The following is a 7594-nucleotide window of genomic DNA, read 5'->3' on the forward strand; positions in this document are numbered from 1 at the left end:
CCGAAGAGATGGTGCTCGACCCGCGCTACGGCGCGTTCGTCAACCACGATCTGGCCGAGTACCACATACCCGTGAATGCGGATATCGGCCCGATGGAAGCGATCTTCCTGCCCGAACTCGACGACAACGCCAATCCGCTGAAGATCAAGGGGCTGGGCGAAGTAGGCATCTCAGGAGCGGGGGCATGCATCGCCAACGCCGTATACAACGCGTGTGGTGTTCGCATCCGCGACTATCCGCTGACGCTGGACAAGGTACTTGCCGGCATGACCTAAACCCATGAAAGGTTTTTCGCCGCCACGAGGTCATACTGTGTATCACCGGCCTCGGGAGTCACGCCATGACCACAAGCCTCGTCTACCGACATCGCTGGCCCGTGCGGCTAATGCACTGGATCAACGCCATCTGCCTGCTAGCGCTCCTGGGCAGCGGTCTGCAGATATTCAACGCGCACCCTTCGCTCTCCTGGGGCAACCGTTCCGATCCTGGTAAAGAGCTCCTGGCCCTGCGCTCTGGCCAGGATGCGGCGGGTAACGTTCAGGGGATGGCTGTCGTCGGTGGCCACGCTTTCGACACCACCGGCGTTTTGGGCGCATCCAAGGTCAACGGCAAATGGACCTCGAGGGGTTTCCCCACCTGGGCGACGATTCCTGGCCCAGGCTGGCTGGCCATGGGACGACGTTGGCATTTCTTCTTCGCGTGGCTGTTCGTGCTCAACGGGCTCGCCTATGTCGGATGGTCGCTGGCCAGCCGACATCTTTCCCGCGATCTCGTACCCGATCGTCGCGACTGGCGCGGTATCGGGCGCTCCATTGTCGACCACCTGCGATTTCGCCATCCCCAGGGGGAAGAGGCGCTGCGCTACAACATCCTGCAGCGCCTGGCCTACCTTGTGGCCATTTTCGTCTTCGGCGGCGGGATCGTTCTGATGGGGTTACTGATGTCACCACGCATGGACGCTGTGCTGGGCGGCCTGGTTGAGGCCGTCGGCGGGCGGCAGTCGGCGCGGACCATCCATTTCTTCATCGCAATGGGGTTCATCGCCTTCGTCGTCGTCCATGTCATCGAAGTGTTGATCAGCGGCCCCCTCAATCAGCTGCGCGGCATGATCACCGGCTGGTATCGCATTCACAGTGACCGTCACGAGGAAGATCGCCATGGGTAACCGTCGTGGATTCCTGCGCACTGCCCTTCTGGCACTCGGTGGCGCCTCGCTTGCCGCCTGCGACCGGATATCGGAAAGCGAGACCGGCCCCCGCATCCTGGATAGCGCCGAGGCGGTCAACCGCCGCGTTCAACGCTTTCTTTCGCCGTCGAAGGCGCTCGCCCGCGAATACCCCGAGTCCGAGATTTCAGCGGTATTCAAGCCCAACGGCACGTTGATGCCGGACACGCCCCTTTACCAGGGATTGATGAAGGGCGACTTCGCCGACTACCGCCTCGAGGTCGACGGCCTGGTAGACGTACCCTCCCGCCTGTCGATCGCCGATCTCCAGGCGCTCGGCACGCGAACCCAGATCACCCGACACGACTGCGTCGAAGGCTGGAGCGCCATCGGCAAGTGGACGGGTACGCCGCTGGCCGCCTTGCTCGACCACGTGAAGCCGCGCCCCACAGCGCGCTATGTCGTCTTCCATTGCTTCGACGACATGGAGGAAGACACTCCCTACTACGAGAGCGTCGACCTCGAAGAAGCCCGACATCCGCAAACACTGCTCGCCTACGGCATGAACGGCGGACCGCTTCCGGTCGCCCATGGCGCGCCGCTGCGGCTGCGCGTCGAGCGGCAACTGGGCTATAAACACGCGAAATACATCCGCCGGATCGAAGTGGTGGCCTCGTTCGCGGACGTCGGCGACGGCAACGGCGGTTACTGGGAAGACAACGGTTACGAGTGGTATGCAGGCATCTGATTCGCCGTTTTTCCGCAGTGCGTCACATGGGACCGTAAAAAAAGGGCTCCAAATGCAAAAAATCTTTGCAAACCCTATTTTCAGCGGGCCCAAGCAACGCTAGAGTGAGTCGCCCGCTGGGCATCGGCCGGAAAGGCCGCCTCATTCGATTCAGTGACAAGGATAACCATGGCCACGACCAAAAAAACGGCGGCGAAGAAGGCTGCCAAGGCTCCCGCCAAGGCTGCCGTGAAGGCTGCAAAGGCCCCGGCCGCACTCAAGCCGATCAAGGATCCGCTTTCGAAGTCCACGCTCGTCTCGCACATCGTCGAGCAGAGCGGCATTGACAGCAAGAGTGTGAAGGCCGTGYTGGCTTCGCTCGAAGGCGCGATCTCCGCGTCGGTCCACAAGAAGGGTGCTGGCACGTTCACGCTGCCCGGCCTGCTGAAGATCACCTCCGTTGCCGTCGCTGCCAAGCCGAAGCGCAAGGGCAAGGATCCGTTCACGGGTGAAGAGCGCTGGTTCGCAGCCAAGCCCGCCTCGGTCAAGGTCAAGGTCCGTCCGCTCAAGAAGCTCAAGGACGCGGCAGCCTGATCTTTCGCGGGGGCTGAGGCCACCGCGTTCGACGAGGTACCCGAAAGCCCCTGCCTTACGGCGGGGGCTTTTTTCGTGGCCCCTGCCAGATGTCATGCTTGACTACACGTGTCGCCAGGCGCACGCTGCCTACATCTGTAGTCAGGAGCGGCGGCATGAGCAGGAAAACCATCGGCGACCAGGAACTCGCCTTGCTTCAATACATCGGCGAGGCGCCCAAAAGCACGGTGGCGGAAGTCTGTGCCGGCTATGGCGAACCCCGCGGGCTCGCACGCTCTACCGTACTGACGATGATGGAACGGCTTCGCGCGAAGGGCTATCTCGGCCGCCGCAAGCTCGACGGCAGCTTCCGCTATAGCGCCACCAATGAATCCGGTGAGGTGATGAGCGGCGCGGTAGCCCGCTTCGTCGAAAAAACCCTGCAAGGCTCCGTCTCGCCTTTCGTCGCATGGATGTCCGAACGCGGACAGGTGAGCGATACCGAACTGGCCGAGCTCGAGGCACTGGTCGACACACTGCAGTCTCGCCGGAAGGGCCGCTGACATGGATGCCGTCCTCGACACCCTGCTCTCTCGCCTGGCGCACGCTTCCGTACAGGCTCTCCTGCTCGCTGCCATCGTCTATGCGGTGTGCCGGGCCGTGCCATCGCTTTCTGCCGCGGCGCGTAGCACGCTGTGGTGGCTGCTCGGTGCGCAGCTCATCGCCGGCATCGCCTGCCCCACGCTGCTTGGCGTGCCGCTGCTTCCTGCCACCACTAACGGACCGGTCATGACCACGTCGGGCCTTGGTGACACCGGCCTTGCACCGGTTGCCATGGATACCGGCTGGACCTTCTCCTGGACGTACGCCCTCCTCGGCCTTTGGCTCCTCGCCGTCCTTGCCCAGTGTGCCGTCGCCGCCGTGCGCTGGCATCGTCTGCACGGCGTGGTTGGCCGCGCCATGTCGCACGACGACGTCCGCGTGGAGACGCTGTGCGCGCGCCGTGCGCGTGAACTCGGCCTGCGCCGTTCGCCTCGCCTGGCGGTTTCCGACGAAGTCGACTCACCCCAGGTGATCGGCCTCTGGCGTCCGACCATCCTGCTGCCGCTGGAAGATCGCCTGGGTGACGATGAGCTCGACATGGCCCTCATGCACGAGCTGGCACACGTCCGTCGTGGCGACCTGATGCTCGGCTGGATCCCGGCGGCGGCCCGCACACTTTTCTTCTTCCACCCCCTGGTGCACTACGCGGTGCGTGAGTACGCGTTGTGCCGTGAAGCTGCGTGCGACGCCCTTGTCGTATCGCGTGGCCGCCAGGCGCCGAAGAGCTATGGGCGCCTCCTGCTCCGCCTGGGCGTCACCCCGCATCCGCACCATGCCTTGCCGGGCGCCTCGCCCACCTTCCAGACCCTCAAAAGGAGACTCGACATGCTAGGTCACGCCACCGACGCGCCGCCGCGCATGCTCACCGTCTCGCTCGTGATCGCCATCGCCGCCATTGGGGTGATGCCCTGGCGCGTCGTTGCCGCAGACAGCGGCAGCAAACCCAGCGCTGTTTATGCCTCGGTCCCGCCGGTCCCGCCCGCCTCACCGGCTGCCCCCGCCGCACCCGCGGAATCCGCGCTGCCACCGTTACCTCCCGCACCGCCGGCACCTCCTGCCCCGATCCAGCCCGTGGAGGGACGCAACGGCCAACCCTCGCATGCCCTGGTCTTCTTCGGCGACGATGTCAGCGTGATCGATGGCAGCAGTCATGACATCCGCCGTGCCGAATCGCAGCGCAACGGTTCCGACGACTACGTGTGGTTCCGCAACGGCGACCAGGCCTGGGTGCTACGCGACCCGGCCTACGTGAAGCGCATCACCACCGCGCTCCAGCGCAGTGCGAAGTCAGCCGACATGGGYAAGATGAGCGCGGACAAACAAGCCGCGATGGATAGTCAGCAGGCCATGCTCAATGAACAGATGGCCAAGCTCGGCGAACGCCAGGCCGAACTCGCCGTCCAGGAGACCGACCCAAGCCGGCCGCGCGACCCCGGCGCCTATGCCGCTGGCCACGCCGCGCTGAGTCGCGAGCAGTCCGCCATCGCGCAGAAGATGGCCCAGATCGGCCAGCAGCGTGCGATGGRGGGCAAGACCCAGGCCGAATGGGGTCGTCGTCAGGCCGAAGCCGCGCGGCAGGCCACGAAGGAAGTGAATGACATCCTCGCCGAAGCCGTCCGCAATCACGTCGCCCAGGCTTCCCGCTGACGGAATCGACGCCCTCCGGTATGGTGAAACCCTTCACGCGTCCCCACGTGTTGAGTCTTTCCCTGTACCGGAGGCGTCATGCGACTTGAATCAGGCACGGTCATCGAGGCCCGTGCATTGCTGTTCGACATGGACGGCACGCTGATCGACTCGCGCGTCGTCGTCGAGAAAATCTGGAAACGCTGGTGCGATGAGAACGGCATCGACTGGCACGCCGTGCTGCCACGCCTGCACGGTGTGCGCATGATGGATTCGGTGAAGATGTTCGCCAAACCCGGCATGGATGTCGATGCCGTCTTCCAGCGCCTGTATCGCGAAGAGGTCGAGGATGTCGATGGCATCGTGCAGATCCCCGGTGCACACGCCCTCCTCGCTGCCCTGCCACCCGAAGCGTGGACCATCGTTACGTCGGCCGACACGGTGCTGGCCAAGGCCCGCCTGGGCGCCGCCGGCATCGTCCCGCCCCCGTTGATGGTCACCGGTGAGATCGTCACCAACGGCAAACCCGATCCCGAGGGTTACCTCCTCGGTGCGAAGCGCATGCACGCCGATCCGAAGGACACCCTGGTGTTCGAGGACGCCAAGGCCGGCATCGACGCGGGACTCGCCGCAGGCGCACGCGTCATCGCCATCGCCGGTGATCATCCGGAAGAGATTCCCGAGAACGTCGAATGGATCACCGACCTGACGGCGCTCCGTGTCGAGGGGGTCGTTGGTGGGAAGGTGCGTTTGCTTGTCGTCTGAACGATCCGGCGCCGTCTCTCTTGAAGGACAGCCGCTTTACGGCTCATGTATTGAGCGGCGTTCGCCGCCTCACGCTCGTGCTGTCGTGTGAGTCGCGGACGTTGAGGTTGCGTGTGGCAAATGCGCAACGCCGCTTCGTCGCTCAAGGTCTAATGAGCGACCAGGCCGTTTTCTGTAGGAGCCGCTTCAGCGGCGAACCCTCAGGTTGTCAGACGTGCGAACGAGGCCTTGTGGTGATTGGCCGGACGGTTGAACGCCCGCATGATGCGATGCAATGCCTCGTTCGCGAAGATTGCCGCTGAGGGTTCGCCGATGAAYCGGCTCCTTGTATCTTAGGGATGCCTTCCGTTGGGAGGTGCAGCAAGTGAGATCCCGGGGAGGCCGCCGGCTCCTGGAAGCAGAGTGATTCTGACTTCGATTGTAGAGTGGCCCCCCGCCTCATTGCCCACTGCGGAGAGTATCGAGAAGCCCACAAGGGACTTCGCATTACAAGGTCGCAGCGGCATCAAATGCGAGGTCGGGGAGCCGGGATCATTCTTGCGCTAACGCGCCGAGGATGAAAGTCATGACGGTATCAGTGGGTCTGGACGTGGCGGCGCGCAGCGTCGTCATGGCCGCGCATGAAGCAGGCGCGGCGGGCAAGGCCGTGGCTAAGGGCACCTTCGAGCAGACGCCGGCCGGCCATGCCCGGCTGGTCAAACAACTGCTCAAGCTGGCCCCAACCTATGTGGTGATGGAGGCCACCGGGATCTATCACCTGGATCTGGCCATTGCGCTGGATCGCGCCGGCTTACCGGTCTCGGTGATCAACCCGCGCAGCGCCAAGCGGTTCGCCCAATTGAAGCTCAAGGGCAGCAAGACCGATAGCATCGACGCCGGCCTGTTGGCCGACTACGGCCACGCCCTGCTACCGCCCCGCTGGTCGGCCCCCAGCATCGGCGACCTCGCCTTGCGCGATCTGGGACGGCAGATCAATCGCCTGACGGCCGATCGCACACGAGTGAAGAGTCGCCTGCATGCCTTGAACGCCAAACAGGACACCTACGCCTTGCTGCTCGAGGACGAAGCGGAGGCCATCGAGGCCTTGGACCGGCGCATCGAACGGCTGCGTGCAGCGATGCGCACGCTGATCGACGACGACCCGATCCGTCAGTCCCAGCTCAAGCACATGATTGCTGCACCGGGTGTGGCGGAGGTCTCGGCGATGGCTCTGTTGGCCGAACTGGCCATGTTGCCGACGACCATGAAAGCACCGCAGGTCAGCCGTCACGCGGGCCTGGACGTCTGCCTCAACCAGTCCGGCAGCAGTGTCCACGGCGCCTCACGCATCAGCAAAGGCGGCAACGCCTACCTACGTGCCGGAACCTACATGCCAGCCCTGGTCGCCGTCCGGCATGACCCCTTGGCCAAGGCCTTCTACGAGCAACTCGTCCGCCGTGGAAAGAAGAAGCGCCAAGCCCTCACGGCGGTCATGCGTAAGTACCTGACAGGCCTGTGGGCCTGTCTGCAGAACAACGAGAACTTCGATACCTCGAAGCTCTTCAGCCCTGAACACCTCAAGAACGCTTGACGGCCAAGAGAGTATCTACATGGAGCGGGTGGCGTCAGGTGGTGGCTCCGCGGGCACGAGCCAGGGCGGCGGCCAGAGCGGCACGGGAATAAGGTTTGTGCAGGAGTTCGACGTCGCTTGGGGCGCCCTTGCCGCCGTGTTGCTGGGCGGTGTAGCCGGAGGCCAACACCACGGCGACGGTGGGATAGTTCTCCCGCACGTGGCGGGCGAGGTCCAGGCCGTTGATCTCCCCGGGCATGATCACATCGCTGAAGACCACGTCGATGTCCGTGCGCTGGGCGAGGACGTCAAGCGCCTGGGCGGCGTCGGCAGCCTCGAGGGTCGTGTAGCCGAGTGCGCCCAGAAGGGCCACGGACACCTCGCGCACGTTGATGTCATCGTCCACGACAAGCACGCGTCCGTCGCCGGCGGCCGTGGGCGCCTGGGCCTCAGGCGAAGCGGCCGCCACCTCGTCGGTATAGGGCAGGCACAGGTCGATCGTGGTGCCCTGCCCCACTTCACTGGTAACGCTCACGAAGCCGCCCGATTGCCTCACGAAACCATAAACCTGGCTAAGACCCAGCCC

Annotated in this window: 8 protein-coding genes and 1 pseudogene; 8 read left to right on the top strand and 1 reads right to left on the bottom strand. The window is 64.3% G+C overall.

Annotated elements, in window-relative coordinates:
• The 8 genes and pseudogenes from AC1DT2_RS12110 to AC1DT2_RS12145 form a co-directional block, all read left to right on the top strand.
• Positions 1-275: pseudogene (locus AC1DT2_RS12110) on the top strand (xanthine dehydrogenase family protein molybdopterin-binding subunit); the annotation flags it as partial.
• A gap of 65 nt (positions 276-340) precedes the next feature.
• The gene (locus tag AC1DT2_RS12115; RefSeq protein ID WP_477296463.1) at positions 341-1165 is read left to right on the top strand and encodes a cytochrome b/b6 domain-containing protein; all 825 of its coding nucleotides are present in this window, start codon (positions 341-343) and stop codon (positions 1163-1165) included.
• On the top strand, positions 1158-1913 hold the full coding sequence (locus tag AC1DT2_RS12120) for a molybdopterin-binding protein (RefSeq protein ID WP_477296465.1): 756 nt from the start codon (positions 1158-1160) through the stop codon (positions 1911-1913). The genes AC1DT2_RS12115 and AC1DT2_RS12120 overlap by 8 nt, the downstream gene beginning before the upstream one ends.
• 168 nt (positions 1914-2081) lie before the next feature.
• Positions 2082-2486, top strand: coding sequence for an HU family DNA-binding protein (locus AC1DT2_RS12125; RefSeq protein WP_046968653.1), 405 nt, complete (start codon positions 2082-2084; stop codon positions 2484-2486).
• A gap of 155 nt (positions 2487-2641) precedes the next feature.
• A complete protein-coding gene (locus tag AC1DT2_RS12130) occupies positions 2642-3028 on the top strand; it encodes a BlaI/MecI/CopY family transcriptional regulator (RefSeq protein ID WP_063573372.1) in 387 nt (128 codons plus the stop codon).
• Between the two features lies 1 nt (position 3029).
• A complete protein-coding gene (locus AC1DT2_RS12135) occupies positions 3030-4715 on the top strand; it encodes a M56 family metallopeptidase (RefSeq protein ID WP_477296468.1) in 1686 nt (561 codons plus the stop codon).
• Positions 4716-4793: 78 nt separating this feature from the next.
• Positions 4794-5459: an HAD-IA family hydrolase gene (locus tag AC1DT2_RS12140; RefSeq protein ID WP_477296470.1), complete on the top strand. Its 666-nt coding sequence runs from the start codon at positions 4794-4796 to the stop codon at positions 5457-5459.
• A gap of 565 nt (positions 5460-6024) precedes the next feature.
• Entirely contained in the window at positions 6025-7029 is a 1005-nt protein-coding gene (locus AC1DT2_RS12145) for an IS110 family transposase (protein WP_477296472.1), read from the top strand.
• Between the two features lie 34 nt (positions 7030-7063).
• Here AC1DT2_RS12145 and AC1DT2_RS12150 read toward each other — a convergent pair.
• The coding region (locus AC1DT2_RS12150) for a response regulator (RefSeq protein WP_477296474.1) at positions 7064-7594 on the bottom strand (531 nt) is incomplete at its 5' end.

Source organism: Luteibacter sp. P4_E6 (assembly GCF_056401535.1).

Bases quoted from the DNA above. Each gene is read 5' to 3' on its own strand.
- AC1DT2_RS12145 (WP_477296472.1), top strand. From the start codon at position 6,025: ATGACGGTATCAGTGGGTCTGGACGTGGCGGCGCGCAGCGTCGTCATG.
- AC1DT2_RS12120 (WP_477296465.1), top strand. From the start codon at position 1,158: ATGGGTAACCGTCGTGGATTCCTGCGCACTGCCCTTCTGGCACTCGGT.
- AC1DT2_RS12140 (WP_477296470.1), top strand. From the start codon at position 4,794: ATGCGACTTGAATCAGGCACGGTCATCGAGGCCCGTGCATTGCTGTTC.
- AC1DT2_RS12115 (WP_477296463.1), top strand. From the start codon at position 341: ATGACCACAAGCCTCGTCTACCGACATCGCTGGCCCGTGCGGCTAATG.
- AC1DT2_RS12130 (WP_063573372.1), top strand. From the start codon at position 2,642: ATGAGCAGGAAAACCATCGGCGACCAGGAACTCGCCTTGCTTCAATAC.